The following is a 26976-nucleotide window of genomic DNA, read 5'->3' on the forward strand; positions in this document are numbered from 1 at the left end:
GTGTCAACTTACCGATGACCGTAATCGACACGTGTGACAGCTCGTACGCGGGCGCTAGGCTGATGCCGCGACAGTCAAATGCGAGTCATGGGGGAGCAGTTGTGACGGGTTTCCGCGCTGATGCCAAGATCCTCAAGGATGAGGGCCACCACATGTTCGAGGTGGGCCAGGACTTCGCGAAGGCGGTGAAGGCGCTCGAAACCCAGCTCACCGCCAAGGAGAAGGGTGACACTCCGCCCTGGGGCGACGACGACATGGGCGAGAAGTTCGGCGTTGTCTACGAGGGTCTGCGCGACGGCATGTACGAAGCCATGGGCAGCCTCGCCCAGCGACTCGGGGGCATGGGCGTGAAGTTCGCGGAGATGGGTGTGCGCCACGAGAAAGGCGAGCTGGCCGAGGACGAGGCCTACGCCAAGCTCACGTCGCAGCACGACGCGGACGGGGGCTCCAGGGCGCGCGGGATGCAGTCCGTCTGAGGTCGCCTGAGGTCGTTCGGGGTCGCCTGAGGTCGTTCGGGGTCGCCTGAGGTCTCTCGCATTGGTCTTCGTCTTGGTCCTGCGGCACGTTGCAGCGGTGCTGTGACAATTGAGCACCCTGCTGCCACAGAGCCGTGAGTAAGCTTTGGGCTTCGCTGTACTGGATGTGACTCCCCCACCGTCCAGGGGAGTTGTACGGCCGCTGCTTATCGGGGGTGCTTCGCGGTGTCGATCATGCTGCCGGACGAGCTCGAGTGGGTTCTCGAGATGCTCGGCTACCACTGGCCGACGGCGGACGAGGACAAGCTCGTCGAATCCGCCGAGATCTGGGAGAAGTTCGCCGCAGACGTGATGGATCTGCAGGTCAGGGCGGACAACAGTGCCTCGACGGTGATGTCGCACAACGCGGGCGAATCGATCGACAAGTTCAAGAAGAACTACGAGAAGTTCTCCAACGCCGGCGACGGCTACCTGCAGAACGCCTCACAGGCGGCCACCAGCATCGCGACGGCGCTGCGCGGGGCCGCCATGGTGGTGATCACCTGCAAGATCGCGGTTATCGCCCAACTCATCGCCCTGGCCGTCTCGATCGCCGCCGCGGCGGCCGCATCGGTCGTCACCTTCGGCCTGTCCAACGCAGCCAGCCTGGCGGCCACCAAAGTCACGAAGGACATCGTGCGGCGGCTGCTCAAAGAGCTGGCCGAGGCCTTGCTCGAAGCCGTCATCGAGTGCATGAAGGAACCCGCCGTCTCGGCAATCGAGGCCATGGTCACGGACTTGGTGCGGCAGTCCGTGAACGTCGGCTTCGGCGCCCAGGAGGGTTTCAACCTCGGTGAGACCGCCAAGGCCGGCGCGAAGGGCGGCTGGGAGGCGATCAAGCAGACCCCGCAGACCTTCCTGGAGAGCGTGCGTGACAGCGCGGGCAGCAAGGCCGGTGGCGCGGTACGCAACGGAGCGTCGACCCACGGAAATGACGCACTGAACAATTTCGCGAACGGGAACGGGCTGAGGTTCTCGGACTCGGGCGGCACGGATTCCCCTTCCTCGGGCTCTTCGGGCTCGGACTCGTCGTCCACCTCGGACTCGTCGTCCACCTCGAACTCGTCGTCCAACTCGAACTCGTCGTCCAACTCGAACTCGTCGTCCAACTCCTCGGACTCCTCGAACCCTTCGTCGTCGGATTCCGGCTCCTCCTCGAATTCGAACTCGAACTCCGCCCCCAACTCCGGCCCGAACGTGGGCAGTACCGTCTCGGCGGACACCGGTGGGGACGGGCCGTCGACGCCTACGGTCGGTGCCGGGCCGAACACGGACTCCGGCAGCAACAACGACTCGGGGCCGAGCAGCTACCCCACCCCCACACCGCGTGGCGACGGTCCCTCACTCGCGGACTTCGAAGCCCCGGCCAGCAGCGGGCCGTCACCGAGCGCCGGAGACGGCGGCGGTCCATCGCCGAGCAGCGGTGGTGGCGGCAGCAGCAGCACGCCGGGCGGTGGCGGTGGCTCGGGTCCCGGCGGCATCTCATCGCCCACTCCGCAGTCGGCGCCGGCACCTTCCCCTTCCAGTAGCAGCGGGCCACCGAGCGGCGGCGCCACCGGAACCCAGATCGACAGCCTCGAGGCCACGGCGCCGACCCAGACCAACTCCGCTCCCCCGACCGCGACTTCGGACCCGGCCTCGACCTCCGCGCCGCGCTCGGACAGCGGCGGCGGCATGCCTGCGTCGCCGACGGCGGCATCGACGGGCGGGGACGCGGGGGCGCGTACGCCCTCGAGCACGGCGAGTACGTCGACGCCCTCGGCCGGTGGCACGACGACGAGCCCCAACCCGTCGTCGAACCCGGCCAACCCGGGACGCGGCACGCCGTCCGCCACGCCGGGAGCCACATCGACGCCGTCCGCGACGGGTCCGTCCGCCACGCCGCGTACCACTCCGTCGGTTCCGCAGCAGAGCTCTCCGAGCGCGAGCCCGAGCGCGAGCCCGGACAGCCGTACCCCCAGCACGAATACGAACTCGGCCTCGACCTCGACGCCGACCTCGACGTCGACGAACTCGACGCCGGGCTCCCATACGCCCAACAACACATCGAATTCTTCGAATCCATCGAATCCGTCGAATGCGACTGCATCGGGCACGTCGACGACGCCGAGCACGTCGTCCAACCAGCCGGGTTCCCACCAACCCGGCAGCAACAGCCAGCCGGGATCGAGCCAACCGGGGAGCACCCCGAACAGGCCGGGCGGCCAGCACACCCCCAACAACCCGGCTACGCCCAACAATCCGGCCACGCCCAACAATCCGGCCACACCGCAGAACCCGGCGAACCATCCGCCCCACCAGCAGCAACCCCAGCAACAGCAACCCCAGCAACAGCAACCGACGCCGGTCCCGGTCCACACCGTGGCCCCCACGCCCACCCCCAACGGGCAGACCCCGAGCGGCACCCCGGACTCCAGCCCGAACGGCACACAGCAGCCGGGCCCGGACGGTGACAAGGAACGTCCGGACACCCCGAGGCCGGCCTCGGAGAGCCGCAACTCCAATCCGCCCGGCGGAGTCAACGACCCCACGCGCGCCGAGCAGGACAACCTCAACGACTCCGTACCGCGGGACGAGAACGGCGACCCCACGCGGCCGCCGGACCCGGACGACGGCCCCTGGGTCGAGCGCATCAACGGCGAAGGCAGGGACGCCCCCGGCCGTAACAACAACTGTGTCGACACCGCCCTGTCCACGGTCGACACCTACGCGGGCAACCCGACGGCGGCCGGCGCGCGCACCCCTGACCCGGACGCGGACGGAAATCCGTCGGACCGCGGTGAGAAGGGTGGCCGGGACCGGATAGAGAACACTCTGGGCGCCAAGTTCTCGGACATGGGCAACGGGCGGGACGCCTTCAACCGTCTGGAGAACACCCTTCGCCAGAACGGCCACGGCTCACAGGCCGTGATCATCACGCAGGACGCCAACGGCCGCTCCCACGCCTGGAACGCCGTCAACCACAACGGCAAGATCACCTACATCGACGCCCAGACGGGCCAGAAGGGCCCGAACCCGCTGCACAGCGGGAACAAGGGCGTCTTCGCAATCCCGCTGGACGCGAACCGGTCGCCGGTGACGCCGAACACCGGGGACGGCAGGAGCGATGCGGGCCAACAGCGTGGCCGCAATGCTCCCGACCGCCCGGGCGCCACCGCGCGCAGGCCGGACGCAGAGCCCGCAGGAGCACCACCGGACGGCAAGGGCGACAAAGACGGGAAGGACGGCAAGGACCCCGACAAGCCGAAGTACTCCGATCCCCACGATCGCGGCGACAGCAACACCTCGAAGGAGAGCCGCCGCGTCACCGAGGACGGTCCGGAGAGCGACACCTCCCGCACACACGAGAAGCCGGAGGGCAAGCACTCCAAGGAGTACGGCCTCGAGCCCGATGAACTGCAGCGGAAGCTGCGCCAGCAACGGGACGTCCACAGGGTCGAACTCGACCGGGTGCACGACCGGCTCGACCGCTGGGCGGGATCGGGCGAACTGGCCGGCGTGCTGCGGTCGACCGAGAGCGATGCCGACGGCGGTCCGCAGCGCTTCACCCGGTCTCAGCTCAGCGAGAGCCTGGACGGCTTCGATCAGCTCTCACGAGGCGAGCAGCAGGCGGTCGTGGCCTCGATCGCCAGGCTGAGCCTTTCCTTCCACGAGGCGCACAGCGTCGGCGCCAACCCGGAATCGGTCGAGCACCCCTACCGCGGTCCGAAGGAAGGCGAGCCCGAAGAGGGCACCAAGGACCGTGGCGCAAAGCTGGCCAATGAGTCGCTCGGCGTGAAACTTCACCGTATGGCGGTGAACAAGCTGTTCCAGAGGGCGTACTTCAAGAAGCTTTCCGACGACAATGCGGAAATTGTCAGGGACCACGGACCCGATTTCAGCGGAAAGAACTTCGCGGTACTCGAGGTACAGGGGCCGCCGCCGGACAACGAAGTCACCTACGTGGTGGACTCGTCCGTTCCGGCCAACCAGAACCTGCCGGAAGTGAAGCCGCGCCACTCGGAACGCCATCTCCTCGACTGGCTCGAGCGTGTGGACCCCGATGGCTCGAAGTACACACCGCTCGGCCTGTATACCGAGCGTGAACCGTGCGGCTCGGGCCAAGGGCACATGAAGTGCTCCGACGTGCTTCTGGACAAACGGTTCGAAGGCGTGCCGATCCACTACAGCATGACGTACCGCGAAGACCCGGACGGCGTGAAGCAGCGCGACCAGATGATGGCCGACAAGGAGCAGACCCTCGCAGAGCTTGAGGACCTTTCGGACAAGGAAATCAAGCAGCGTATGCGAGAGGAATGGTCCGAGAAGTACGAAGACGACAAGAAGCGCCTCAATCGCGCTCTCCGGAAGCTTTCAGGAAAATCAGGGGACGATCTCATTGACGCCGTCGAGAGGGAACTCGACATCCAGCGCAAGGAGAACAGAACTCCTGAGGAGCGAGCCATCACCGAAGAGTTCGATCAGCACATCCGCACCCTTCGGAAGGTCTGGCACAAGGACCTGCTCCACCAGCTGATCAACTGAAGCGCCCGCGACGCCGGTCCGCGTATCCGGTCCGCGACCGCCGACACCCCAAGGCCCGAACCGCACGACAATTAGGCTGTGTTCCATGCCAGACACCATCGACTCCCTCGTACGAGGCCTCTCGGACGAGGACCGTGCCGGCCGCAAGGCCGCGGAGGACGGGCTCGTCATGCTCGGCGCCGAAGCCGTCGGCCCGGTGCTGACGTACGTCGGCGAGGGGCAGCCGGCCGGCCTGGGCGATGCCGAACCCGTGCTGCGGCGACTCGGCACCGAGGCCACGCGCCGGCTCAGGGAGATCCGTCGCCAAGGCCCTGGGCAACTGCGCGGCAAGGCTCTGGTGGCGTTGGCCGCGCTCAGCGGCGGGGAGGACCTCGAGGAGCCCGACCGGAGCGCCGTGGAGCGTCTGGTACGGATCAAGCTGCTCGATGAATTCCCCGCGAGGCTGCCCTCGGATGCGGGCCGCTGGCTGGCGTTTCCGGCCGACCGACTCGATGACGCCGTGGCCGCGCTCTCTTTGCACGACCTTCGCCCTGCCACCACTGTGGCGGGCGTGGCCGCCGCCACCAAAGCCACCGACTCGGTGGAATTCCCCCCTGCCCAGGACACGACTGGCCAGGACACGACTGGCCAGGACACGACTGGCCAGGGCTCGCCTGCCCAGGGCACGCAGGAGACGGCCTACCGGGTCTTCATCACCGCCGAATTCAAGAGCAGGCGAAGGACACTGCCCATCAGGAATTGGCGCCTGCTGTGGGGCAACTCTTTCCTGGACGAACTCAGCGGTTTCACCCTCGCCGACACACTCAGCCGGCACTGCGGTGAAGCGCACTTCTACAGCGTCGACCCGTACAACGAGGCCGAGAACTGGTACGTCTCCCGTGACGGGCACCTGGTGCGCAGCTTCAGCACTTATGCGGATCCTCAGTTCGTGGGAGATCCACTGCCTTTCGAGGTCAAATACCGGGACGAGTCCGAGGACCCGAGAGAAGCCGCGGAATTCGCCGAAGGCTGCCCCTATACGAGTACGGCCGCCGGCAATCTCTCCCTCCAGCCCGGCTACATCCCCGCGGCCCGCGCCCAGGGCCACGGCTGGCTGGCCACCACGCACCCCGACGTACCCAACTCCCGTTTTCCGGGCGCGCTGCCCATCTGAGTCCGCCAGGCAGTACGAGCTGCCCCCCCTGTACATCCAGAACACCGACACCAGAACACCGACGCTTTCGTCCGCATCATCGGAGGACGGACATCCATGACCGACACGACCGACGGCTACCCCCCGCACCCACACATAGGCGGCCGCACCAACGCCCTGCGTGCGCTTGCCTCTTGGCGCATGGAGTGGCCCGGTTCGCCTCGGGTGGTGGCCGTGACGGGCGACTCCGGCAGCGGCCGTTCCCGGTTGCTCACCGGGTTCCTGATGCTCTGCGACCCGGACTTCCGCAAGCAGCTGCTGCTCGACCAGCTCGACCCGGCGACGGTTCCGCCCGAACTGCCCGCTCCTTCCGCGGCCAGCGCACACGGGCTCACTCCCGCGCAGTTCCTGTGGGCACTCGCGGACCACCACGGCCTCGGAGTCGACCGCGTCGATGACGTGCATCCGGCGCTGGCCGCGCTCGAAGCCCCCCTCCCGCTCGTCGTCCTCGACGTGGACGAGTCCGGACCGGTGCGCTCCGCGGACGGACCGGCAGCGCTGGTGCGCGATGTGCTCAAGCCGCTGGCCGCCCTCGAATCGATGCGCCTTGTGCTCGAACTCCCGAGGCCGCTCGCCTCGGAGCTCGCCGCCGGGCTGCCACCGGGCACAGTGCAGATCATGGATCTCGACGATCCGCAGTGGGCCGACCCGGAGGGCCTTGTGCGCCATGCGGAGTCGGCACTCAGTCCTCAATTCGGGGCTCCTGACCTGCCGTTCACGGTCGAGCCCGAGGTGCGGCGGCACCTGGCGGCGGCGGTCGCGCGCTCGGCGGGCACCAGCCCTCTGGTCGTACAGCTCACCGCCCAGTGTCTGTTCACCGCGTCCGAAGGTTTCGATCCAACGGACACGGCGCAGTTGCCGACATCCGTGGCCGGAGTCCTCGACTGGCATGCCCGGCGGCTCGGCTCCGACCCTCAGACGCTTCGGTCACTCCTCGCGCCGCTCGCCCTGGCCGAGAGCGACGGCATCCCCGTCGCACTGTGGCCCCGGCTCGCGGGCGCCGTCGCCGGTCAGGACATGACGTCGGCCATCGCCTCCGGAATGCAACTCGTCGCCCCCTTTGTCACCCCTGTCGAAGAACCCGACGAACTGGACGACCCCGACGGGCCGGAAGATCTCGTCGACCTCTCCGCCCTGGACGACCTGGACGACCTGGACGACCTCGGTGTTCCGGAACGTGAGCGCATGGTGCTGCGCCTCGCCCACCCGGCCATCGGCGACGCACTCCGGGCCGCTCTGCCCCAGGCATCCGGCGCTCAGTCCCGTATCGCCATGGCGCTCCTCGAAGAGGTGCCGGAACAGGACTGGGGCAAGGCCGATGCCTACGTACGCGACCACATCGCCGGGCACGCGCTCGCGGCAGGCCTGCTGCCCCAGCTCCTCACCGACCCCGGCCTGTTCGTCCGCGCCGACCCCGTCCGCCTGCGGACCGCCGTCGAAGCAGTGCCTCCCGAGTCGCTCGGCGCTCCGGCCCGTACGTACCTGCGTACCGCTCCTCTCCTGACCCGCAACGAACTGCCGGCGCTCGGGCGCGCGGCCCTTCTGGAGACGGCGTTCGTCGAGGACGGTCTGACCGAGTACGCCGAGGCCACCCGCCGCCTCGGACTCGAGCTGCCCTGGCAGACCCTGTGGAGCCTGCCGGTGGCGGGGACGGCCGAGGTCACCCTGGCCGAGCTCCCCACGGCCGATGGCTCCGTCCGGCCCGTCGCTGTCCTCGTCGTGCCCTCGGGAACCCCCGGAGCCTGGCCAGTCGGAGTGACCGACGCGGGCGCTGCCGACGCCCGTGGCGGTCTGCTCGTGCACGATCTCGCGCAACCCCACCTGTACCCCGCGAGTGATCCGGGGCTCCTCACCCGCCCGTCGGAAGAGGACCGGGCAGCGTCCCCGCTCGGGCTGAGCCAAGGCGCCGACTACGTCCGGATCTGGGACCGTGCCGCCGACAGGGCGGTCGCCGCGTTCCTGTCGGCCGAGCCCATCACCGGGGCCGAACTCTCCTCCGACGGCGTCCTGCTCATCGCCACCGGACGCGGGGCGAAGGCCCTGCGCCTGCGCCCGGCCACCGCACCGATAGCCTCGTAGCCCTTCCCGAACCTCCCCGACCCCCGTGGCCACCGCCACACCCACAGCTCGAAGGAGCCCGCCGTGACCAGCCAGGAGCAGGCACTCGCCACCGCCGACCGTTGGCTGAATCCGGCCGGATCACCGGCGCCGCGCCGTGAGGTCCGGATGCATGAGTTCGACCTCGGCTGGGTGGTGTGGGCCGCGCCGGCGCCCCTGGAACGCGATCCCGAGACGGGCGAACGCAGGCCGCCGGCCGAACTCGGCGACGCCTGTGGGGTCATCGACCGCCGGACCGGTGAGTTGACGGTCTGGCCGTCCGTCCCGGTGGACGAGGTCGTACGGATGTACCGGCAGAAGCACGGCGCAGACGGAACCGCCGGCGCCGGACGTCCGGCCACAGGGCCCGGCAACACCGCCGTGTTCACCTACACCGACCCTGCCGCGGACGACGAGATCACACTGTTCCGCACCTCAGGGCCGGGGCTGCCGCCCGCCGAGCACCAGGCGTGGGCGGAACTTCGCCGTCTGGGAATCTCCGCGGAGAACGTCGTCGCGGCCCATACGGACCTTCGCCCCAGCCTGCTCCCCGGCGGCTACACGGCCGAACTCCTCAACCTCTTCCGCAACGCGGAACTCTCCAGCGCGCAGCCCTACGGCAGTCGTCCGGAGGACCGTGCACAGGGCGTCGCCGCCCTCGTCGACCAGGTCGAACAGACCTATCGCATGGCCGACCGGCAGCCCCCGCCCCGCCCCCACCGCGCCCCTCTGCCCTCCCCGGTCCCCGTGGCCGCCCCCCTCGACGACCAGGCTCTCGGCGAGCACCTGACGGCCGTCTTCGGCCGGGACGGCGTGCTGCGCCACGACGCCGAGACCCTCGCCGCGAGCCGCCTCCCCGACGGCACCCGGGCCACGCTCGCCCAGGCCGGGATCCCTGCCGACCTCCCCCTCTTCTTCACCGCCGACCGGCCCGAAGCCCCGCCCGCCGGGGGCCTGTTCGCCGACGTACCGACCAATCTGCGGGAGCGCCGCAGCCCCGCCGACGAGCAGCGGCTCAACGCCCTCGCCCACCTCGTCCGCATCGGCTGGGACGGCGTCGCGGTCATCTCCGTCCAGTGCGTCCCCGGCTCCACACAGCCCGACGGCCTCGGCGCGGTCTGGGCCATCGACCCGGTCACGGCGTCGGCCCGCTACGTCAACCTCTCCCTGGCCGCGTACGTCCGCTCCCTCGCCCTGCTCGCCGAGACTCGGCAGCGTATGCAAGGCATGGATCCATACGACGCCGGTGCGGCGGTGGCGGAGCTGCAGGAGCAGTTGGCCGCGATCGACGCGACAGCCCAGTCGAACCCCGACACCTGGTGGTCGCTGATCGTCGAGCAGATGTGGCACGGGCTCTTCTGAGCAACCTGTGTCGTCCGCCGACGGCAGGCTCAGTACAGCGAGAACCCGCCGCTGTGCCGTCCCTGCTTCTTCGGCCGCTGCTCGTCGTCCGCGGCACGCCGCGAATCGGCGTCGCCGGAGGAGGACGACGCCCGGCCGGAGTCGTCACGCCCGGCCTCCGCCTCGTCCTCGATGTTCCTGATCCGGTCCCGCTCCTCGTCCGACGCCGACTCCCACTGGCCCCGCAGCGACGCCAGTCCGCTGCCGAGCGCGCTGGAGCCCGAGGGGTCGTCCACGATGTCGCGCAGCGAGACCTGTCCGGAGAGCAGCTTCTTCGCCATCTCCTTCAACTCCGGCGACGCACCGGGCATATCGGGCACCTTGCGCAGCGTGTTGTTGAGCGCGCGAATCTGCTCCGGCTCGAGCGCCTCGTCCCAGACCCCGCGCTCGGAGGAAGGTCCCTGCGGCCCGCCGGAGTTGGGGGAGTTCTCGGAATGCCTGGCCATCTCGCTGCTCCTCACCTCTTCAGCCTCTTCACGTCCTGTTGCCTGAAGTATCTCTCGTAGCCTCGTGTGATAGGCAGGCCGTACGGAAAGAGTGGCAAAGGGTGGCATCACTGTGACGCAGGTTCTCGGACGTCTCGGCAGCGTGGTCTTCCTCGCCCTTGGTCTGCTCGTGGGTGGTTACTCGGCGTACGAAGGGGCCTACGCGGCAGGCTTGGCCGGCTCCGCCGGCACGCTGAAGGTGACGTCCTGCGAGTCCAAGTTCGTGCACAACGCATCGCGGCGCAGCCGCCGGGGCACCGACAACGTCCGCTGCCACGGTACGTTCACGGGCTCCGACGGCCGGGGCGCCCGCGATGCGCAGGCCTCCGTCGACACCCGGCGCGGCTACCCGGCCGGCACGACGCTCGACGTACAACAAGGCGGCCCCGCGCTCTCCTTGACCCACATCGGCTCGGGCCAGGCCTATGGGGCAACGGACTCGAAGCGCGCCCTGCGCTGGTTCTCGGGCACTTTCGCGGGGGTGGCCCTGGTCGGCCTGGGCATTTTCTGCGGGGCCACCGGCTATTCGCCGTTCAAGCGCAGCCTCGTCTCGTTCGACGCGGCCTGGGAGACGGCGGGGCGCAGTTCGCTGCGGTGGGTCGTGATCGCGGCGGTGGGGGCCGGCGTGGTGGGGGCGGGGCTTGTGTGGCTGGTCAGCCTGTTCGTCTGACGTGGTCAGTCTGCTCGTCCGACCTCTGATGCCTGACGCCTCACCGGAACATCGGGCTGTCGCCCAGCATCGCGAGCGCCGCCCCCAGGCACATGGCCGCGAACGCCCATCGCGTACGTCCGATACGCGCCAGCGGCACTCCACACGCACTGACGACACCACCTCCGACGTAGAGCGCCGTCCACGCGCCGGCCCCGCCGCCCTGGGCGAGTCGGACCACGGTGAGGACCAGTGCCACGAGAGCGACCACGGCGGCAAGACCCGCGTACAACCGGCGTGCCTGCCGGGCGTCGCGCCTCCGCCCTGAGGTCGGCCCCGACTGCCCCTGGCTCTGGAACCCCGCCCTCAGTTGTTCGTCGAATTCCGTGCCACCAGTCATGCCGCGGAGCCTAGCTTCCGGGGCCGCCCTGGTGGACGTGGCGACAGAGTCCCTACACTCCCTGCCCATGTCGACACCTCACGGGCACGCGCCTGCGCCCACCGCCACCGTCATACGGACAGGTCAGCGCTCTGCGGCCAGAATGCTGCCGCTCGGAATCGTACTGACGGCGGTGGCGCTGCTGGTGCTTGCCGGAGGTGTGGGCATCACCTTCGGCCTCGGTGCGGACGAGCCGAATCCCGGCGGGGTCGTCGGCATCCTGATGGGGTTTCTCATCCTCTTCATCGGCGTCACGAGCCTGATGTCGGCCTGGGCATCGCGCCGCTCCGCGGTGAGCATCGACGCGACGGGGCTTTGGGTGAGCAACGGCAAGGCGCGCAACGTCATCCCCTGGCACACCCTGGCAGGCGTCGGCCTGCACTGGAGCCGGTTCGGCCGCGGCCGAACCGGCACGAAGGTCTACTCCCTCGAACTGTGCCCCTCGGGCCCCGTCGACCGCGACGACCCGGTCCTGTGGCCCCTGGTGCGCGACGAGGCCCCCATCCACCCGAGCCTTCCCCGCCTCCGCTACCGCCTGCCCGTCCCGCCGGGCTCCCGTGACGAGGTGGTCGCGGCGGTCCGGGCACAGGTGCCGCAACTGTGGCTCGGCGAGGCGGAGCGGGAGTCGGGGCACATGGGGGTGCCGGACCGGAAGGGGTACCGGGAGCGGAGCCGGGGGCGTCCGCGCTGAGCCACCGGGCACGGACGGGGCTCCGGCAACTTCCCGGCGCTGCCTTCTCGACGTCAACTTCCCGGCGCCGCCTTCTCGACGTCAACTTCCCGGCGCCGCCTTCTCGACGTCAACTTCCCGACGTCAGCTTCCTGACGCCGACGTGCCGTTGCCGGCCGCGGCTCGCTGGGCGGCCTCGTCCGCGTCCATCCGCATCATGGCGCTGACGCCGCCGAACAGGAGCAGTCCGGCCGAGGCCACGATGCCCAGGAACACCCGGCCCGGCAGCTCGATCGGCAAGGCGAGCAGGACGAGCAGTCCGGCCCAGACCAGCAGGGCACCCGCCATGTTCCGCGGAAGGCTGAGCAGCCACCCGGCGTCCAGATCGAGGTGTCGCGCCTCGCGCGAACCGTCCGGCGTCACCCCGCGGGTGGCCGCGGCGGCCACGCTCTGTGCCGCCTGCGGGTCGATCGCGCCCGGGACGTACCACCCGTCGTCGCTGATGAAGGCGGCGCCGATCCGGTTCGGCCCCTTGCGGCCACCCGTGGGGTTGCGCTCCGGATGCCAGACCAGGCACCCCTCGGTGCCCTCCGTCGCCCGGGCCAAGGCACGGCTCGACACATGGCTGTGGAACTCGACGGGACCCGCGTCCGTGGCGAGCGTCAGCGGCTTCACCCCGGAACCGCTGGGCACGGCACCGGTGACGCGGGCGCGGAGCACCGATTCGTCCCCCTGCAGCACCTGCGGGAAACGCTCGTCACGCCGGCCCGTGACGGTGCCCCCGATCAGCAGCGCGACCAGGCCGAGCACGGGCAGGAGCAGGATGCCGGTCCACCACTTGTCCAGGGAGCGGCCGTCCAACTGACGCTCGACCAAGGCCCGTTCACTGTCGCCGATCACACCGAGGCCGGGTTTGTCGGGCGCGTACGCGACGAACGCACGCTGCCCCGGCGCGCACTCGTCGGCCCACTCGGAGCGGAAGTCGGCACGGGTGCCATCGGCACCGCCGTCAGTCGCGGGCAGCGTCACCGTGGTGGTGCAGAAGTACGTGCTGCCGTTCTTGTGCTCGTCCTCCTCCACATCGCGTACGGACTCCACGCGCAGCTCACGTACCACGGCCCCGGCGTCCACGAGTTCCGCGGCCTTCCCGGTGAGTACCGGGCTGCCCACGCCGAGCGCGAGCGGCACGAGGAGCACGGCGAACGCGGCGACGAGTGTGAGTGCTTCACGGAAGCGACGCGCGCCCAGGCCTTCGAGGCGGCCGGGCAGCGCACGTCCGGGAACGGCACCACCGGGAACGGCACCACCGGGAACCGCAGCACCAGGAACCGCAGCACCAGGAACCGCACCGCCCGGGCCCGTCGCTCCCGGCACGGAGACGCTCTGGACAATTCCGCGGTGCACGGCGAGGCGCTCCGGACGCCCTGCGCCGCGGCGCACGAGCCATCCCCACCCGGCACAACCGGCCGCGACCAGCGCCGAGGCGAGCACCAGAGCATCGCGGAGTGTGGAGCTGTCGAGCAGGAGCCAGCTGCAGAAGAGGACGGACAGGGCGATGACGGCGCCCAAGGCCACTACGCGGCCGGCCGCCACTGCGGAGGAGATCCTCCCGGGAGCCACGGCGCCCGTACGGCTGTTGTCATTCATCCGAAGTCATCCACCAAAGTCGTGTTCTTGGCGTGGTCCCGGAGCCGGCCAGCAGTCTTCTGCTGCTCCTCCGCGAGATCGTCCTCGAGGCTATCGGCCTCCTTGAGACGGTTGCCCGCCGCCCCGATCTCGGTGCCTACGCGGCTATTCGTAGCCTCGTCACGAATGGTCTGACGCTGCTCGTCGGAGAGGCCGTCACCGCCCGCGCCGTCGGCGGTGCCGTCACCGCCCGTGCCATCGGCAGTTCCGCCACCGCCGGTGGCGCCGGAACCACCCTCGCCGGCGCTGCCGTTGGAGCTGCCGTTTCCTGCGCCGCCGTTGGAACTGCCGTTTCCTGCGCCGCCGTTGGAGCCGCCATCGGCACCGGAGCCGCCACCGCTCGCACCGCTGCCCGAGCCTCCGCCGGATGCGCCACCACTCTCACTGCTGCCCGAGCCGCCCCCCGATTCGCCGGAGCCACCACCGCTCGCACCCCCGGAGCCGCCACCCGATTCGCCGCCACCGGAGCCGCCTTCCGTGCCGCCCTCGGCACCGCCACCGGAACCGTGCGTCATGCCGCCGCCAACACCGCCGCCCGCTCCCCCGGCCCCGGCGCCGATCAGCGCCTGCGACCAGTCGAACTCGTCGTCCTTGTCGGCCCACGGTCCATAGGAGTTGGCGGCGTCGCCCAGGAGGCTGCCGGACGCTCCGCCCGCGGCACCGGTGGCGATCGACTCACCCATGCCGCCGCCGAGCCGGCCGCCGAGCGCGGCATCGGCCACCTTGCCCATACCGGCCCCGGCGATGCCGCCCACGAGGTTGTTCTCCCACTCGGGGCCCTTGCCGCTGATCACGCTGGTGGCGACGCCGTTGCCGAACTCGATCGCGGTGCGCCCTGCGAACGTGCTCCCGTACCGCACGCCGAACTGCAGGAACTTGCTGGAGTGCTCAAAGGTCCGCAGCCGTTCGAACCACCGGGCGATGGTGGCGAGGATCCGGCCGAGACGGGCCGCCGCAGCGGTCGCCTGACCCGCCAGGCGGGCCGCGTTCGCGGCACCCGCGGCCGCCGAGAACCCCAGGGTGATGAAGGAGGTCGCGACGGCCACACCGATACTGACGCCGATCTCCAGATAGATCTGGTGGATCTCGTCGTTGATTTCTTCGATCTTGTCGGCGGCCTGGTTGAGGCCCTTCTTGGCCTCATCGAAGCTCGGCTGGGACTTCTCGATGGACTTCTTGACTTCATCCCAGTGCTTGACGAAGGCATCGGCGGCCGGTCCGCGCCACTGACTGCCGTGCGCTTCCCGCACCGCCTTGTCCATGTGGACCACGAACCTGTCGAGGGCATCTCCCATGGCGCCCCAGGCCCTTGCCGCGTCCCGCAGCACCTCGGGCTGCCCACCGGGATTGACGAGCTCGAGCCCGGCCTCGTAGACCTTCTCGGCAACAGACTCGTCGCTCACTGGTCGCCTCCCTTGAACTGCTCCTCCAGCGCCCGTTCGGCGCCGGCCGTGTTGTGGGAGTTCTTGGTGAGGTTGTCCGCGATGTCGTACGCGTGCTCCTGCAGCCCTTCGATCGCCTTCGTCATGTGCTGGGCCAACTCGATGTAGGCGGAGGTCACTTCCTCCGATTCGGTGAGAAACCCGAAACCGTCATGGATGGCCTCGGCATCCGTTTTCGGCTTGAACTTCGCCAACTCCTCGCCAAGCGTGTCCGCTTCGCGCGAGAAAGCGCTGCTCAAGCTCTCCAATGCGGAATGACCGATGTAGAAACCGTCCGCCACTTGCCCTGACTCCCCCTGGATCCAGAAGTCCCGCAGCCCTTCCCAACACCCCGAACGGTCACGGGACTCCACGTTCGGGCCGGGTGACAGTACTCCATGGACTTCGCGCCGTTGCCGTCCTGTGACCAGCAAGGACGGTGTGAACGAGGGTCGGCGCACGATCTTCACAGCGTGTGCAGATCTGCGCGGAAACGCTTCACGGTTGGCTGGGCGGAAGCGCCCGAGGACGGGGACGTCCGGCCGTGCGGAAACACCCGGGGACGGGGATGTCCGCTGGTGAGATCAGCCGGTCGCGCTAGCCGAAGTCCGCCCTGACCTGCTCGGCGACGGTGTCCCCGCGAACCGCCTCGTCGCCGGGCTCCTGGCCGGCGGCCGGGGCCGCGCCGCTCGACACCGTCAGGTCATGAACCGACTTGGACAACAACGAGACGTAGAACGGGAGATCGGGCAGCGACGGCGTGGTCATGCTCAGGACCAGGAGCCGCCTCATACGGGGCAGCGGGAGGTAGACGTCGATACGGGCGAGGGGCAGGGACGGCGCCGCCGTGTCCTGCGGGTCCGAATGCCATTCAAGGCCGCACAGGACGAGCACCCCCGGCCCCGCGGGGACCCGGATGTTTTCGACCGTGTTGTTCTCGTTGACCGAAAGCGCCTCAAAAAGGCCCCGGGCGGAGAGCTCCGGGTCGGGGTCGTCCAGTGGGTCGAGGCGGGCGATGAGAGAGGCGGTGGTGGTGCGGCCGTCCGGTGCCTCACCCAGGCAGAAGCCCGCGTAGAAGGACTTCTCGGCGACGGCGTTCTCGGCCATCTCGCGATAGGTGTGGAAAGCGACTTCCCGCTGGAAGTCGGTGCCGTGGGGCCAGATCTCCATGGCGACCGCCCACAGCTGTTCCTCCCGTTCCTCCGGATCGAGGTCGAGGCCAAGGGAGTGGAATCCACCCGGTATGTCCAGGTGCAATTCGGGTACGGCAACGGGGGTCGTGACGGTTTCATCCGTCGTGACGGTTTCGGCCACAGTCTTCCTTCAGAAGTACGCAATGAGTTGGCGCGATGCGCTGCCTCGATGGGCTGGCGCAATGCGCTGCCGCGATAGCTGGCGAGCGGCCCTCACCCGCTGGGCAGTGCTGAGCCTGCCGTGCCGACGAGGCCGTACCGCGTCACAGAACCTGCCGGTGGGCAGGGAGCAGCTGCACGCCGTCCTTGAGGTTCTTCCGCGCCTCCAGGACAAGGCCGTGCCGGAGGGCGGTGCGCTGCAGCACGCTGACCGGAATACCCCGGTATTCACGCGCGTGCAGAGCGACAGCTTTCAGGCGGCGTCCGCCGTCGGCCGCAGGCGTCAAGGTGAGGTAGTGGAAGATTCTCGTGTGCCAACTGAACTGCTGCTGCCCGATTTCCCCGGCGAGCCGGGCGAACTCCCGGTCAAGGGCGGCCTCGCGCTTGGCCGCGTCGTGCGACAGGCGGAGCATGAGTTTGCCCGGTGACAGGAAACGGGCCGGTGCATCGAAGATGCGCATCAGATCGTCCGCGTGACCGTCCCCGAACACGACGAAGGGCACCCAGACGATCTTGAGCACGAATTCCACGGGGATGAGGACCCACTGCAGCACGAACCACAGCAGCAGCCCAAGCCGCGAAGGAAACGGCAGCACCGGATCGGCCGTCGGGCCGACGTATGACTCGTGCGCCATGGCTATCCTCCCGTCACGCTGTCGTAAATGCCGCTGGCCGCACCCGGCACCTGCATCGCGAGCTGCGGCCCCTTCGACCACCAGGATGTCGGGTCCACCGTGCCGTCGGCGCGTATCGCGGCCTGCAGCGAGTCGAGGTTCCTGAGCCCCGGAGTGTTGGAGACAACCGTGCTCAGACCGGTCTCCCCGATCGAGGCGCCCATGTTCTTGGCGACCGAATTCTCCCAGGCGAGCGCCAGCTTGTTCCCGGCGCCCTCGGCCTTGAAGACCTGTCCTTCCGCGCCGTTGAGTACCCGGTTGCCCGCCCGGCTGAAGTCCTCCGCCGTCGCGACACCGTCGTCCACGAGCTTGCCGAGACGGCCCGCCCGCATCACACCGTCGGCCTTCGCCACCATCTCTCCGGCCTGCTCCGCACGCACCACGACCTTCGCCGAGCCGGTGATGGCCGTCTTGGCGAAACCAGCCCCCGGAATGACACCGACCGCGTCGCCCACGAGGTCCATCACCCCGATATCGGCCCCGCCGATCTTCGCGGCACCGTGCGAGAGCAGCGCCCCGGCCGAGAACCCCGCGCTCGCCAGCGCGAGCGCCCCGGAAAGCGGCGGGCACCACAGGGTGAGCAGCGACAGGATGCCCAGTACGGCCGAGATATTGCTCAGCCAGTCACCGATCTTCTTCAGCAGGTCCTTGTGCCGGGCGCACCACTCCTGGATCGCGTGCCCGATCTTCTTGAACTGGTCGCCGAGCTTCTCCCAGAACCCCGGGTCCGGCGCGCCGTCGGTCGCCTTGCGGATCTGCCCCGCGATGCCGCGCGCTTCGGCCTGGTGGTCCTCCAGGAGCTGCTCGGCCCGCTTGATGATCTCTTCGAGCTCGCGCTGCGCGTTGTCCAGCTGCGAGCTGGCCGAGGAGAGTTCGGTGTCGGCCTGCTGCAGCCGGCTGTTCGCCGCGTCGATCTGCGACTGGGCCTGCTGCAGCGCCGTCCCGGTCATCATCTGGCCGCTCATGCGGTACGCGGGGTCGTTGGCCGCCTGGTTGTACCGGTTGGACGCCGCGTCCCTCGACTTCTCCGCGGCGGCGACCTGCCCCTTGGCCTGCTTGGCCTGGGCCTCGTACGTACGGGCCGTGCTCTGGTAATGCGTAAGGGACTCGCGCCACTTGGACAGCTCCGTCGAGGCGGTCTGCATGGCGGTGTGGCTGTCCTTGAGCCAGCGGGGCAGCTCGCCGACCTTCTTGGAGAACGCCGAGGCGGCGTCTCCGGCCCAGCTCACGTTCCCGGTGAGCCGCTTGATGCTGTTCTGCGCGTTGTCGAGCGCGGTCGCGGCCTTCTTCGTACGGGCCGCGAGCGACTCGACGTTGCCGGGGTTGCCGGGCGCCGGGTCGAAGCCGATGGCGGGGTACTGGTCGCTCATTTGCCGCCGCCCTTCCCGGAAAGGCCGTCCCGGATGGCCGCCTCGACGTCCCGGTACGTGTCGCGGGTCTGCTTGAGCCCGTCCTCGATCTTCTGCGTACCGTCGGCGATCTTCTTGATCGCATCGTCCCAGCTGTCGTGGAACTCGTCGCAGGCGTTGTCGAGGTCCTTGCTCCCGGTGGTCTTCGGGCCGGTGTCACGCAGCTCGTTGAGCGCCGATCTCATCTCGTCCTGACTCCGGTGGAGCTCCCGGAGGAGGCCGTCCAGCTCGGATATCTCGACTTTGAAGCCCGTTCCCATGGCAGTGGGTCCCCGTGTCTCATGTGATCGCAGTTGTTCGACTGTCGCCCCACGGTAATCAAGCGCCTCCCCGCCCCTCGCAGCGGGCCCGTGTCGTTTGCAAATCCTTGACTGAAACGGGCTCTTGAGGTGCCGAGCGCCTGAGCTGCCATGCTTCTGAGCTGCCGCTCCCGGGCGGGCCGACACGACCTTCAGCTCACTTGCGCGGGCGCGCCCTCACCACGGTGATCACGATCCACAGGATCGAGGTGAAGCGGCCCAGCGGCAGCAACAGCAGAGCATCCTCGATGGCGAACGACACGAGCGACAGCACGGCGAGAACGGCCGCGACCACACCGGGCACCGTGGTCCAGCGGGGCGTCGACCCTGCGTAGGCGCGCGCGCCTGCGGCCACCAGGACGCCCAGCAGCGGCACATGGATCTGGCCACCGGCAAGGAAACTCAAGTAATGCAGCGTGTGCAGGCTGTCGCCGGTGGTCCCCAGGACGGCAATGGTCGCATTGACCAGTCCGGAGACAGCCACCGCGACCGCAGCCGCCCACCCCGCCACACGCGCCCAACCCACCGCACTCGCCCGCCCGTTACCGAGCGCCGAGGCGAACACCGCCAGCGCGACGCCCGCGAAGAGATGGGCGACGCCCTGCGCGAGAACGGCGCTTCCGTTGGCGGCGAAGTAGGACGCGGCCGCAGCCTCGGAGTCAAGTGGCGACGGATACACCCCCGTCCCGAGCAACCCGGCCAGCCCCATCCCTCCGAGGAAAAGCCCGGCAAAGCCGGCCCCACCGAGAAACAGACGACGGTTGCCCGCGCTACCCATGCGGGACCCGGAGGCGGTGGGGACAGAAGTCGCGGAGGTGACCATGGCTTGCTCCTCGTCATCGAGCGGACCGGTGCATTGCCATGGACACTACGAACGCCGGCCTGAGCAATCGTCCTACGAGCAGCGGCCGTTGACGTACTTCCCGCGGAGTACACCGCCGGGCCGACGGCTACCCGAAATCGACCTGCAGCTTGTCGTCGACCTTGCGCGTACAGGCCGTGGCGACCGTCACGGTGAGCGTGGAGGCCGTGGGGTCGGCCGGGGTGGTGAGGGTGATCGTGAAGGAAGCGCCGGGAGCACCAGTGGCCTCGGCGCTGTCACGGGCGGTCCAGGCCAGCTGGTGGTTCTCGGTGTCCGGAGCGCCGGTGCCTACGGGATCAGCCTGCGATGTTGCGGCGGCGATCCGTGCGAGGGCAGCGGGTATCGCGCCGGCGGGCAGCTGGTCCATGTCCCAGCTATGGGTGACGGTGCAGGCGGTGCGCAGGCCTTGGGCCCGGCAGGGCTCACGGACGCCGGGAGCGAGAGTGTCGCGCTCCTTGGGGAAATCGCCGCGGAGTTGGAGAAGGTCGACGACACGGCTCGACTGCCGGTGGAGAGAAGCGGCCGTCTCGGGAGTGATGGAGTCTTGGGCGGGGGCGGAGGCGAGGGCCTCACGGCGACGGTATTCTGGCTCCTCGCTTACTGCCGGGACTCCGCAGATCTGCCGCACCCGCCGTCGCCGCGAACGCGTACGGCAGGTGCTGGCCGACGGCCGCTTTGACGTCGGCGCCGTTCCGCCTGTCCTTGGTCCACTTGGCCGCGGGGGTGCCCGGCGCGGCATACGGCATGACCGCCGCTTCCCGGTCCTTCTTCACGGTGTAGTAGTCGGCGAGCTCCGACTTGCCGCCCCCTTCAGGAAAGACGACGAGCGCGATCGTGACGACGATGTTCCCCGTCGGATCGATATACGTGGCGCGGAGCACCGCCTGACAGTCCAACTCCCGTGCGGTCCGCCGGATTTCACTCGTGAGGGACTTGTCGCAGGACTTCTCGGGGGAGATCCCCACCCGGCGCCAGCTCGCGTTCTGCGGGCTGTCGAGGGATTCGCCACCATCACCGTCGTAGCCCAGACCGCGGTCGTTCCTTCCCAGGCTGTCGGGGAACAGGCGGTCGAGCGGCTCCTTGCGCCACATTGTGAGGCCGTAGCCGAAGTTCAGCTCGTAACGGTTGCTGTCCGCCCCCAGCAGCCACAGGCCCCCACCGGCCAGAAGCGCGAGGACACCTGCAGAGGCCAGCATGAAACCCATGACCGTCAGCAGCGTCCGGTTTCCGCGTGAACGCGGCGGCGGAGCAACGGTGAACGGTGGCCCGGGCGGCGACGGCGGCACCGGTTGTGCAACCCCGCCGTATCCAGGCGGACCCTGCTGACGCCATTGACCGGCCGGCCCGCCGCCCTGCCCGGAGGCGTTGGCGGCATCGGTGGATCCGGCTGAGACATGAATTCCCCCTCCCGGCGGACCGACGGGTCGGCGGTGTCGGTCCGCGAACACTCCTGGCGGCACGGAGAATCACGCGCCGTGGAGTGAAACCTGCGGCAGCACACGGGACGTGAAAATCCCTCGAAGCCGCTCAGCACACCCTATCCATAGGGAGTTTGCGGTTGCTACTCCCCTCCAAGCCGGGCCCGGAACACCCCTGCGGATCCCCATACGCTTGGTTCCAACACGAGCGGTCACCACTTGCGCCATCTCTTACGGAATGCGCGTTACGGAATCCGTCTTACGGAATACGCTTCCGAAGATCTCCACGGAGTTCATACGTCGACTGCGCCTCGGACTTGAGGTCGATGTCCTCTGATTCCTCGTAGTAGTAGTGCTCGGTGGTGATGGAAACCGCGCCGGCCGTGTCCGCGTCGGCCCAGGCGCAAACCACCGTCGGAACCTTGTACTTGGTTCCCTGGGGCGCGTCCCTGACCACCATCTGACAGCCGATCTTGAGGCCCTTGACGGTGAACTCCTTGGCGCGAACGCCGACCATCGTGTCCTTGCGTTCCACCGCACCCCGCAGGGAGAGCGTCCCGCACTCGGCTCGGCCTCTTCACATCGCCGTACAGGCCGGCGAACGAGTAGGTACGGCTGAAGTCGGTCGCGTTCTCTTCCACGTAACGCCCTTGCAGCCCCTTCCAGTTGGCGACATCGGCAGCGTCCCAGCTGCCGTCGCCAGGTGGAGCCGCGCTCGAACGCCGCTCCCGCAGGAACAGCCCCTCGAAAACGCGACGAGGCAGCTCCAGCCGATATCGGGGCGGCCCCGCGTTCTTGTCCTTGTCGTCCGAGTTCCCCTGCAAATTCAGCACGACAGCGGTGGCCACCAGGGCCAGCACGAGCACGACCCCGAGGACTATCCACCGGCCCGGTTACTACGTCGGGGCGGCGGCCCGGCCGGCACGCCCCCACCGCCCCAACCCCCGGCCGGCCCATGGGCGTACGCCTGAGGCCCGCCGGCCGACTGCCCGTATCCCGGTTGTACGTATCCCTGCTGCACGTGGGGAGGTTGCCCGTATGCCTGGGGCGGGGGATTCTGCGGCGGGTACGAACCAGGAGCGCCAAATCCGCCAGGCTGCGGCGGCGGTGCTGTGGACATAGCCGTACGCTATTGCATCGCTATACGAACGCGGCAACCAGGCAGGACGGACATAGAAAAGGGCCGCTGGTGCAAATCTGCACCAGCGGCCCTCAGCTGTCCCTCACAGAACCAACAATGTCGGACTTTCAGCTATTGCCCGTACGGGTTCTGGTTCTGATGCCCTTGCCCGGGTGCTCCCGGGTATGTGCCCTGCTGATACCCGGAATTGGGGTACGGCGGCTGATTCGGGAAGCCAGGACCGCCCCCGGGCGCGCCGCCTCCAGGACCGGGACCACCGCCACCGCGGTTCCGACGACTGCGGACGACGGCGAAGATGATGCCGCCGATCACCACGACAGCCGCGATACCGGCAATCAGGAAGATCATGCCGGACGAGGACTTGTCCTTCTTCTTGGCCTGGTCCGTCGTGGCACCGCCATCGCTGGGCTCACTCCCCGCCTTGGACTCCGACGAGGACGGCTGCCGAAGCGGCCCTTCCTTCGGACCCTTGGGAATGTCGTTGATCAGGGCGGAGCCGGGGCGGAGGACACCGTAGCCGTACTTCTCGTCGGGGGCCTTCAGGCCAGAAGGCAACTTCGCCGACTTGACGAGGCGGTTGACCACCTGGCCTGCGGTGAGGTCGGGGTACTTGGAGCGAATGAGGGCGGCTGCGGCTGAGACGTAGGCGGTGGAGTCGGAGGTACCTGAGCGCACGGCGTATCCGCTGCTCTCAGTAGGCATTGCGCCGGGGATCTCGGCGCCGGGTGCGACGAGGGTTACTCCCTGCTGCTCGCCCTTCCTGAGCTTGTCTTTGCCGTAGTTGGAATTGCCCGTGAGGGTGAGTGAATCATCGACGGCTCCTACTGCTACTACTCCTGGGAAAGCAGCTGGGTACTCAACCGGGATTCCTTCGTTGCCGGTTGCCGCCACGACCACTACGTCATGCGCTCGAGCATACTCAATAGCCTTTACCTGGTCCGGTGACATAGTGGCGGAAGGACCACTAAGGGAAAGGTTGATTACCTTCGCACCCTGGTCTACGGCATAGCGCACCCCGTCATCCCACTTGAGCCCGACGATCTTGCCGTTCTCCTCGGGGTCATCGGCCCTCACCGGGAGGATCTTGGCCTTCGGCGCCAAGCCCTTCACGCCGTCGGCGTTGTTCGGCCCGTGCCCGTGGCCTGCGATGAGACTGGCCATCGCCGTGCCATGCCCATCCCCTACCTCTTCATCGTATGGATCCCGGCCATACATATCCTTCCCCGGAAGGACTTGGCCGGTGAGGTCGGGGTGGTTGGGATCCACGCCGGTGTCCACCACCGCGACGGTGACGCCCTGCCCCTGCGCAATGGACCAAATTCGCTCCGCATCAAAGACCTTCAGTGGCCACTGCTTGTCACGGATGTCATCGGCCGATGCCAATGGGGCTGAGGTGAGGAGCAAGGCTCCCGTCAATGCCGCGACTCCCGCCGTGGACCAGACTCGCTTGGCTCCCAATTCCTTGCTCCTCACTCAATTACGACTGGTTCCACCAGCCTTCATACGCGAGCCAGCCGCAGATTTGCTGCTGGCTCGCTCGTGTGCCTACTCGATGTTCTTCGGCACGTTCTTCTTGCGGTCCTCTTCCGAGATCCAGGTCTCTTCGTCCTCGACGAGGTAGTCGGGACGGTCGCGTCCGTCCTTGTCCTCCCCGGGACGACGTCCACGGCCACCGCCCATGCCACCGGCCATACCGCCGGCCATGCCACCGCGCTGGCTGCCACCTCGGCTGCCGTGCAGGCCCGCGCCACCGCCCGTACCCTTGCCTGTGATGCCCTTGGCCGCGCCGACGACACCACCGCGAGCCTTGGCCAGGGCGCCGCGCCCACCGGCACCGGCCCCGGCTCGGCCGCCGGCACCCATACCGCCGCCGCCCATACCGCCCATTCCGGCTCGGCCTGCGGCTCCGCGGTTGGCGCCACCAGCGCCGCCGCCGGCAATGCCGCCGCGTCCACCCGCGGGCCCAGGGCCAGTCCGTCCGCCGCCACCCGTGAGGCCGGGACCGCCGCCGGGCACTACAGGGTTTGCTCCGCCGGTGGAGCCGCCACCGCCACCGCTCGGCAGGCCGGGACCTCCTCCACCTGGAAGAGAGGTCTTGTCAGTCAGGCCAGGCGAAAGGGAGTTCGTGTTCGTGTTCGCCGCCGGCAGCTGAGATCCACCGGTGATCCCCTTGTCACGGGGAACGGTCGGGGCAGCACCAACGCCCTTAGGCGGACCAGCGTTCCAGGGCTTGGCAGCGCCTCCGGCCCCTCCGGGACCACCAGCACCGACACCGCCCGGAGTGACCGGCGGGGGCATAACCACCCCGTCGCTCGGCGGGGGCGGGAACGGGTCGTTGTCGTTACGAATCGGCGGCTTGGCGTACCGCGTGTAGTTGAAGGCCAGCGGCTCCATAACCGCGACGGCCTCCATCTGCCGCTGCTTGCCCAGCGACAGGGACTCCGCGTTGGCCTCGGCCGCAGCCTTCGACTCCGCGCCCTTCTTGATGTCTTCCTGAAGCTGACTGTCGTCACGCTCCGGATCGAAGGCCCGGTCCCAGGCGCTGTCCCACCCAGAAGGCTCTTCGATCTTTTCGATGGCCTTCTTGGATTCCCTGAGATCGGTGGCGGCCGCCTTCATGGTCTTCGCCGTGTGATGAGCCCAGTAGGCGCCGTTGATAATGTTCTTCTGGACTTCGTTGGCCTTCTTGCGGAAAGCCTCTGCCGCGTCGCCCTGCCAGTGCTCAAGGACGTTCTCGACAGCAGTCTGCATCAGCCCGGCGACACTGCCTTTCGTGGGGCTGCCGCTGTCGCCACCGCCCGAAAGGATGTTGTGGACCGCGGTCCAGTGCTCACTGCACGCTTCCACCGCGTCCGGGTCCGAGTTTTGGATCAGTTCCTTCAGCTTGGGGATCCCCATCGGCATGAACTGAGTCTCAAGTTCACTGCGGTCGAACGTAGCCTGTCCGCCGTTCGCAGACGACTTGAGCTTGTCGTCATGCTCCTTCTGTTGCCGCTCCTCGCGGGCCTTCTGCTGCTGCTCGGCCAGCTGAGGGTTGTAATACCCTGGTCCGTACATATTTCGTTTCCCCTCCGTTCAGTGCGCCAGCACCAGAAGTTACCTAGAAGGACGAGCCCTTCTTGGCCGGACCAGAGTCCCCGCCCATGTTCTGCTTCACGGCGGCTTCTTGGTTGTCGTACTTATCCCTGACCTTCGAGGTGGACGTGCTGAACTTGTCGACCAGCTCCTCAAGGCCATTGATCATGGTCTCGATCCTCTGCTTTTCCTTCTCATGCGCAGCATAAAGCGAGTTGGACTCAAGAAACTCCATACTCCCCAGAGCCGTCTGCGAAATATTCGTCTCGTACTTCGCCTTCGACTTCGCTTTACCCATGTCGTTCAGGAGACCCTTGAGCTTGCTGATGACCTCATCCAGCGCGCTCAGATCAACCCGCATTCCGCCGCCGCTCATACCCCGTGTCCTCTCCCCGATGTCCTAAGTTCTCTCAGATGCCTTGACTGGTCGATGCCGTCCAACCTGGCATCAACTCCCAGTCCGCGCGGAGTGCTTCCGCCGCCAGTCACGAATAGCAATTCCACTCCCCCCGGTAACAAGCACCAACAGCAACCCGGCCCCCACCACGTAGATGGAAACGCGCTGCTCCCGCTCGGCCTCGCTCTCCCCCATGGTGACCTTCATGGGGGTCACCTGACCAGAACCCGCCTGCTTGGGCGCTTCGGGCTTGGGGGTCATGCCGGGCTCGGTGTCGTCCGACAGCGCGGCGATCGGGTCGACCACGCCCCAACCCAGATAACGGTCCGGGTCAGTTGTCGGGCGCTGTGCCGTCTCCTGCATCCGCGCGACGATCTGCGGCGTCTTCCACTCCGGGTACTTCTCCATCATCAGCGCCGCCACCCCGGCCACGTACGGGGCCGCGAAGCTCGTGCCGTCGTCCGAGCACTGGCCGCCGACGGGCACCGTCGAGACCATGCCGACGCCGGGGGCCGCGATGTCGACGAAGTCGCCGGCCTGGGAGAAGAAGGCGCGCTCGTCGTTGCGGTCGGATGCCGCCACCGCGAGGACGCCGTCGTAGGCGGCCGGGTAGGTGTCCCTGGACTTGCCGTCCGCGCCGTCGTTACCGGATGCCGCGACGACCAGGATTCCGGCGTCCACCGCCTTCTTCACCGCCGCGGCCAGAGGGGGCGGGTTCTGGCGCTTGGTCGTGTCCGAGGAGATGTTGATGATGTCGACGTCCTGCTGGACCGCGTAGTCGATCGCGGCAGCCATGGTGTTCGAGTTGCCCTGCTTGGGCTTTCCGCCGACCTCGGCGCCGGTGTAGCGGATCGGAAGGATCTTGGCGTCGCGGGCGATGCCCCGGAAGCCGGTGCCCGCCATCGGCTTGGCCGCGATGATGCCGGCGACTCGGGTGCCGTGCCCCTCGACGTCCTGCGTCCCGTCCTTGGCCTTGCCGACGAAGTCCTTGCCGCCCGAGGCCATCTGGCCGGTCAGCTGGTCGTTGCTGTCGTCGACTCCCGTGTCGATGACAGCGACCGTGACGCCCTTGCCGGTGGCCTTCTCGCGCAGCTGGTCCATGAGTATGCGCTGCAGCGACCAGGGGGTGGATTTGATGTTCTTTCCGCCGAATTCGCACTCCGAGCTGGAGTTGAGAGTGAATTCGGGGTTCTCCGGATCGGAGTCGGCGAATGCCGGTGACGCGGTGGCCAGGCAGATCCCGGTGACCGCGAGCACGCCAACGGCCCGC

The 26976-nt window shown here is 68.4% G+C and carries 25 protein-coding genes and 1 pseudogene; 8 read left to right on the forward strand and 18 right to left on the reverse strand.

Going from position 1 to position 26976, the window contains the following annotated elements; all coding sequences use genetic code 11:
* The first annotated feature begins 101 nt into the window (after positions 1-101).
* Positions 102-476, forward strand: a complete 375-nt coding sequence (locus tag ACFQVC_RS31175) for a hypothetical protein (protein WP_381836881.1) — start codon at positions 102-104, stop codon at positions 474-476.
* 267 nt (positions 477-743) lie between these two features.
* Positions 744-1073, forward strand: a pseudogene (locus ACFQVC_RS42595) (WXG100-like domain-containing protein); the annotation flags it as partial.
* A gap of 749 nt (positions 1074-1822) precedes the next feature.
* Here ACFQVC_RS42595 and ACFQVC_RS31185 read toward each other — a convergent pair.
* Positions 1823-2764, reverse strand: coding sequence for a hypothetical protein (locus tag ACFQVC_RS31185; protein ID WP_381836885.1), 942 nt, complete (start codon positions 2762-2764; stop codon positions 1823-1825).
* A 112-nt stretch (positions 2765-2876) separates the two neighbouring features.
* Between ACFQVC_RS31185 and ACFQVC_RS31190 the strand changes: the two genes are divergently transcribed.
* The 4 genes from ACFQVC_RS31190 (at position 2877) to ACFQVC_RS31205 (ending at position 9690) form a co-directional block, all read left to right on the forward strand.
* Positions 2877-5039 (forward strand): toxin glutamine deamidase domain-containing protein, encoded by a 2163-nt coding sequence (locus tag ACFQVC_RS31190; RefSeq protein WP_381836887.1) that lies wholly within the window; start codon positions 2877-2879, stop codon positions 5037-5039.
* Between the two features lie 85 nt (positions 5040-5124).
* Entirely contained in the window at positions 5125-6192 is a 1068-nt protein-coding gene (locus ACFQVC_RS31195; protein WP_381836889.1) for a hypothetical protein, read from the forward strand.
* Between the two features lie 96 nt (positions 6193-6288).
* On the forward strand, positions 6289-8310 hold the full coding sequence (locus tag ACFQVC_RS31200; protein WP_381836890.1) for an ATP-binding protein: 2022 nt from the start codon (positions 6289-6291) through the stop codon (positions 8308-8310).
* Positions 8311-8373: 63 nt separating this feature from the next.
* The gene (locus ACFQVC_RS31205) at positions 8374-9690 is read left to right on the forward strand and encodes an SUKH-4 family immunity protein (RefSeq protein WP_381836892.1); all 1317 of its coding nucleotides are present in this window, start codon (positions 8374-8376) and stop codon (positions 9688-9690) included.
* Positions 9691-9719: 29 nt separating this feature from the next.
* Here ACFQVC_RS31205 and ACFQVC_RS31210 read toward each other — a convergent pair whose 3' ends face one another.
* Complete coding sequence (locus ACFQVC_RS31210; RefSeq protein WP_381836894.1) at positions 9720-10175, reverse strand: hypothetical protein; 456 nt, start codon at positions 10173-10175, stop codon at positions 9720-9722.
* Between the two features lie 112 nt (positions 10176-10287).
* Here ACFQVC_RS31210 and ACFQVC_RS31215 point away from each other — a divergent pair, with 112 nt between their 5' ends.
* The gene (locus tag ACFQVC_RS31215) at positions 10288-10884 is read left to right on the forward strand and encodes a hypothetical protein (RefSeq protein WP_381836896.1); all 597 of its coding nucleotides are present in this window, start codon (positions 10288-10290) and stop codon (positions 10882-10884) included.
* A gap of 40 nt (positions 10885-10924) precedes the next feature.
* Here the strand turns inward: ACFQVC_RS31215 and ACFQVC_RS31220 are convergent, their stop codons facing one another.
* Positions 10925-11263 (reverse strand): hypothetical protein, encoded by a 339-nt coding sequence (locus ACFQVC_RS31220; protein WP_381836898.1) that lies wholly within the window; start codon positions 11261-11263, stop codon positions 10925-10927.
* A gap of 67 nt (positions 11264-11330) precedes the next feature.
* On the opposite strand from ACFQVC_RS31220, the gene ACFQVC_RS31225 reads away from it, so the two are divergent.
* Positions 11331-11993 (forward strand): hypothetical protein, encoded by a 663-nt coding sequence (locus ACFQVC_RS31225; protein WP_381836899.1) that lies wholly within the window; start codon positions 11331-11333, stop codon positions 11991-11993.
* Between the two features lie 123 nt (positions 11994-12116).
* On the opposite strand, the gene ACFQVC_RS31230 is transcribed toward ACFQVC_RS31225, so the two are convergent.
* From ACFQVC_RS31230 to mycP, 15 genes are all read right to left on the reverse strand, one after another.
* Positions 12117-13619: a hypothetical protein gene (locus ACFQVC_RS31230; RefSeq protein ID WP_381836901.1), complete on the reverse strand. Its 1503-nt coding sequence runs from the start codon at positions 13617-13619 to the stop codon at positions 12117-12119.
* Positions 13616-15061, reverse strand: coding sequence for a WXG100 family type VII secretion target (locus tag ACFQVC_RS31235; protein ID WP_381836903.1), 1446 nt, complete (start codon positions 15059-15061; stop codon positions 13616-13618). Before ACFQVC_RS31235 ends, ACFQVC_RS31230 begins: the two co-directional genes overlap by 4 nt.
* Entirely contained in the window at positions 15058-15381 is a 324-nt protein-coding gene (locus ACFQVC_RS31240; RefSeq protein WP_381836905.1) for a hypothetical protein, read from the reverse strand. The genes ACFQVC_RS31235 and ACFQVC_RS31240 overlap by 4 nt, the downstream gene beginning before the upstream one ends.
* A gap of 295 nt (positions 15382-15676) precedes the next feature.
* The gene (locus tag ACFQVC_RS31245; protein ID WP_381836907.1) at positions 15677-16393 is read right to left on the reverse strand and encodes a hypothetical protein; all 717 of its coding nucleotides are present in this window, start codon (positions 16391-16393) and stop codon (positions 15677-15679) included.
* A gap of 142 nt (positions 16394-16535) precedes the next feature.
* Complete coding sequence (locus ACFQVC_RS31250) at positions 16536-17066, reverse strand: hypothetical protein (protein ID WP_381836909.1); 531 nt, start codon at positions 17064-17066, stop codon at positions 16536-16538.
* A gap of 2 nt (positions 17067-17068) precedes the next feature.
* Positions 17069-18475, reverse strand: a complete 1407-nt coding sequence (locus ACFQVC_RS31255) for a putative T7SS-secreted protein (RefSeq protein WP_381836911.1) — start codon at positions 18473-18475, stop codon at positions 17069-17071.
* Positions 18472-18774, reverse strand: coding sequence for a WXG100 family type VII secretion target (locus ACFQVC_RS31260; RefSeq protein ID WP_381836913.1), 303 nt, complete (start codon positions 18772-18774; stop codon positions 18472-18474). The genes ACFQVC_RS31255 and ACFQVC_RS31260 overlap by 4 nt, the downstream gene beginning before the upstream one ends.
* A 196-nt stretch (positions 18775-18970) precedes the next feature.
* Positions 18971-19636: a hypothetical protein gene (locus tag ACFQVC_RS31265; protein ID WP_381836914.1), complete on the reverse strand. Its 666-nt coding sequence runs from the start codon at positions 19634-19636 to the stop codon at positions 18971-18973.
* A gap of 127 nt (positions 19637-19763) precedes the next feature.
* A complete protein-coding gene (locus ACFQVC_RS31270) occupies positions 19764-20042 on the reverse strand; it encodes a hypothetical protein (protein WP_381836916.1) in 279 nt (92 codons plus the stop codon).
* 202 nt (positions 20043-20244) lie between these two features.
* Complete coding sequence (locus ACFQVC_RS31275; protein ID WP_381836918.1) at positions 20245-20871, reverse strand: hypothetical protein; 627 nt, start codon at positions 20869-20871, stop codon at positions 20245-20247.
* 481 nt (positions 20872-21352) lie between these two features.
* On the reverse strand, positions 21353-21628 hold the full coding sequence (locus tag ACFQVC_RS31280) for a hypothetical protein (protein WP_381836920.1): 276 nt from the start codon (positions 21626-21628) through the stop codon (positions 21353-21355).
* A gap of 717 nt (positions 21629-22345) precedes the next feature.
* Positions 22346-23692, reverse strand: a complete 1347-nt coding sequence (locus ACFQVC_RS31285; protein WP_381836922.1) for a S8 family serine peptidase — start codon at positions 23690-23692, stop codon at positions 22346-22348.
* 87 nt (positions 23693-23779) lie between these two features.
* The gene (locus ACFQVC_RS31290) at positions 23780-25291 is read right to left on the reverse strand and encodes a hypothetical protein (protein WP_381836924.1); all 1512 of its coding nucleotides are present in this window, start codon (positions 25289-25291) and stop codon (positions 23780-23782) included.
* A 43-nt stretch (positions 25292-25334) separates the two neighbouring features.
* Positions 25335-25685 (reverse strand): hypothetical protein, encoded by a 351-nt coding sequence (locus ACFQVC_RS31295; protein WP_381836926.1) that lies wholly within the window; start codon positions 25683-25685, stop codon positions 25335-25337.
* A gap of 72 nt (positions 25686-25757) precedes the next feature.
* Positions 25758-26963: a type VII secretion-associated serine protease mycosin gene (gene mycP, locus ACFQVC_RS31300; RefSeq protein WP_381836928.1), complete on the reverse strand. Its 1206-nt coding sequence runs from the start codon at positions 26961-26963 to the stop codon at positions 25758-25760.
* Positions 26964-26976: the final 13 nt, after the last annotated feature.

It is taken from the genome of Streptomyces monticola (assembly GCF_042665355.1).
Lineage (GTDB): Bacteria > Actinomycetota > Actinomycetes > Streptomycetales > Streptomycetaceae > Streptomyces > Streptomyces monticola.

Excerpts from the sequence above, each read along its gene's own strand:
- ACFQVC_RS31255 (WP_381836911.1), bottom strand. The coding sequence starts at position 18,475 with ATGAGCGACCAGTACCCCGCCATCGGCTTCGACCCGGCGCCCGGCAAC.
- ACFQVC_RS31200 (WP_381836890.1), top strand. The coding sequence starts at position 6,289 with ATGACCGACACGACCGACGGCTACCCCCCGCACCCACACATAGGCGGC.
- ACFQVC_RS31275 (WP_381836918.1), bottom strand. The coding sequence starts at position 20,871 with ATGCTGGCCTCTGCAGGTGTCCTCGCGCTTCTGGCCGGTGGGGGCCTG.
- ACFQVC_RS31295 (WP_381836926.1), bottom strand. The coding sequence starts at position 25,685 with ATGAGCGGCGGCGGAATGCGGGTTGATCTGAGCGCGCTGGATGAGGTC.
- ACFQVC_RS31225 (WP_381836899.1), top strand. The coding sequence starts at position 11,331 with ATGTCGACACCTCACGGGCACGCGCCTGCGCCCACCGCCACCGTCATA.
- ACFQVC_RS31290 (WP_381836924.1), bottom strand. The coding sequence starts at position 25,291 with ATGTACGGACCAGGGTATTACAACCCTCAGCTGGCCGAGCAGCAGCAG.
- ACFQVC_RS31260 (WP_381836913.1), bottom strand. The coding sequence starts at position 18,774 with ATGGGAACGGGCTTCAAAGTCGAGATATCCGAGCTGGACGGCCTCCTC.
- ACFQVC_RS31230 (WP_381836901.1), bottom strand. The coding sequence starts at position 13,619 with ATGAATGACAACAGCCGTACGGGCGCCGTGGCTCCCGGGAGGATCTCC.
- ACFQVC_RS31270 (WP_381836916.1), bottom strand. The coding sequence starts at position 20,042 with ATGGACCAGCTGCCCGCCGGCGCGATACCCGCTGCCCTCGCACGGATC.
- ACFQVC_RS31210 (WP_381836894.1), bottom strand. The coding sequence starts at position 10,175 with ATGGCCAGGCATTCCGAGAACTCCCCCAACTCCGGCGGGCCGCAGGGA.
- ACFQVC_RS31195 (WP_381836889.1), top strand. The coding sequence starts at position 5,125 with ATGCCAGACACCATCGACTCCCTCGTACGAGGCCTCTCGGACGAGGAC.
- ACFQVC_RS31265 (WP_381836914.1), bottom strand. The coding sequence starts at position 19,636 with ATGGTCACCTCCGCGACTTCTGTCCCCACCGCCTCCGGGTCCCGCATG.
- ACFQVC_RS31250 (WP_381836909.1), bottom strand. The coding sequence starts at position 17,066 with ATGGCGCACGAGTCATACGTCGGCCCGACGGCCGATCCGGTGCTGCCG.
- ACFQVC_RS31220 (WP_381836898.1), bottom strand. The coding sequence starts at position 11,263 with ATGACTGGTGGCACGGAATTCGACGAACAACTGAGGGCGGGGTTCCAG.